Annotated in this window: 1 protein-coding gene and 1 pseudogene; one reads left to right on the top strand and one right to left on the bottom strand. The window is 65.3% G+C overall.

The window, feature by feature from the left end; translation table 11 throughout:
• Positions 1-1,109: pseudogene (locus FGX59_RS40005) on the bottom strand (transposase); the annotation flags it as partial.
• A 114-nt stretch (positions 1,110-1,223) separates the two neighbouring features.
• Here FGX59_RS40005 and FGX59_RS36590 point away from each other — a divergent pair.
• Positions 1,224-1,790, top strand: coding sequence for an IS110 family transposase (locus FGX59_RS36590; RefSeq protein WP_171061021.1), 567 nt, complete (start codon positions 1,224-1,226; stop codon positions 1,788-1,790).
• Positions 1,791-2,123: the final 333 nt, after the last annotated feature.

Below are 2,123 nucleotides of genomic sequence, written 5' to 3'. Positions count from 1 at the left end.
GCCGCGAGCTTTGGCGGCTTCGGGCGCATCTGATCCGCGACCCGGCGCCATTGCGTCTTGGCCGCCGCGTGGTCGGGCTGGGCAAAGGCTGTGGCGAGGAAGGCAGACACCGCCCGTCGGCTGCTCTTGCCGGCATGGGTCAGGGCATTGCGCTGGACGTGAACCCGGCACCGCTGCCAGGTGGTCGGCAGGACGCGGGCCGTGGCCGCCTGGATGCCCTCATGGGCGTCAGAGATCACCAGCCTCAGGCCTGACAGACCACGCCGGACGAGGTCGCGGAGGACTTCGGTCCAGAAGGGCCCGGCCTCGGAGGCACCGATCGCCATGCCCAGCACCTCGCGCCTGCCATCCGTGTTGATGCCCACCGCCAGCGCAACCGCGACGCTGACGATGCGCCGCCCTGGCGCACCTTCAGGCAGGTCGCATCAATCCGCGAGCTGAGGCGGAAAAGGAAAGGCTCCGGGGGAGCCTTTCCCCGCCGAAGGGCCATTCTCCCTCGATGGGCCGGGTCGGGAAGGCATCGACACAGCCGTCACTCGCCATCGTCCTCGGACCGGTGGCGGAGAATGGTTCGTTCCTCGCACAAGCGGCTGACCTGGCTCTACGAGATGCCGGCCCCGTCCATGGCTTGCACGAGGTCATCCATGGCCCGGGTCGATACGCCGTGGACGCAGGCCTCCTGGACACGGCGGTCAGCGTCCGCCCGTTCTCTCGGACCGATGGCGTTCGCGGGCGAACTCTCCACCGAGCGCCGGGGCTCGAGGAAAGACGGGAAATGCGATCCGGTACGCAAGCGCGGGATACGCAGCTCGACGCTGCCCGCCGTTCGGCGGGGAAACGATCCCCCGGATCGTTTCCTGATCCGCCTTGCCCGCCAGTCCCGGCCGCGGTATCCGTTCCGCTGCGCCAGCCGGTCGCTGCTTTTCTCGCCGCAATCGGCGCCTGTCCTGGCGCCGGCCTCATTCTCGCTGCAAGCAATCCACCGGATCGATTGGCGGGCGCTCGAATTCCATCAGCCGCGCGGCAGCAAAGCCGATCATCTCGCGCAGCAGGTCCGCATCTGCGCTCTTCTCGACCAGCGCGCGGAGGTCCATCACGGGTTTGGTCATCGGGTGCCGTCCCCGGTTCAGGTTCGTTCTCGCAACCCGATGGGGTGGACGCCCCCTCCCGGCTCTCACCGAATGATCGGTATACTGATGGAGGAGAGGTTGAGGAGGATGACCATGGAAGATGTCAGCATTACCGGGATTGATTTGGCCAAGCGGAGTTTCCGGCTCCACGGTGCCCGTGCCGACGGGACGGTAGCCTTTCGTCGCAAGCTCACGCGCGAAAAGCTGCTCGGAGCGCTTGCAGAGCAACCGCGGTGCATTGTGGCGATGGAGGCGTGCGCAAGCTCCCACCACTGGGGTCGGGAGATTGCCCGCTTGGGTCATGTGGTCCGGCTCATCCCGGCCATTTACGTGAAGCCATTCGTGAAGCGACAGAAAAATGATGCGGCTGATGCGGAGGCGATTACCGAGGCTGCTTCGCGACCCACGATGCACTTCGTAGCCGTAAAGACGCAGGAGCAGCAGGCTGAGAGCATGCTCTTTCGTACTCGGGATATGTTGGTCCGCCAACGCACCCAGGTAGTTAACGCCCTGCGCGGGCATCTTGCCGAACATGGTCGCATTGCACCGCAGGGACTGGCGAGCGTTCGTCGCCTGCGCAGTATCCTCGAAACTCAGAGTGATACCCTTCCGGCGGCGGTTCAGGCGCTCGGGCTCATGCTGCTGGAACAAGTCGCCTAGCTTGACACTCGCATAGATGCCCTTGCCAAGGAGATCAGGAACCGAGCTGCGCAGAGCGAAGATATTTCCCGCCTCATGACAATGCCGGGTGTTGGTCCGATCGGCGCGATGGCAATCCATGCCTACGCGCCACCTTCTCAAGGTTGGGAGCCTCCGGCAAGCCCGGCGCGGTTCATCGAGCTCGCCAACCCGAGTTGGACCCGGTTCGCGCATCTCCATACGGGCCAGCGGCGCGAACCGCCGCAATGACAGGCCGGACACACGACTGCACCCGATCACATCCCGCCACCTTCCTAAGTTCTGCTTGCATTCGCGGGGGCGTCCACACACGAC

This window comes from Poseidonocella sp. HB161398, from assembly GCF_005870025.1.
Taxonomy (GTDB): Bacteria; Pseudomonadota; Alphaproteobacteria; order Rhodobacterales; family Rhodobacteraceae; genus Mangrovicoccus.
Note: the sequence above shows the minus strand (reverse complement) of the source record. Positions and strands in the feature narration are given on the sequence as shown.

Coding starts and splice junctions, on each gene's coding strand:
- FGX59_RS36590 (WP_171061021.1), top strand. CDS start 1,224: ATGGAAGATGTCAGCATTACCGGGATTGATTTGGCCAAGCGGAGTTTC.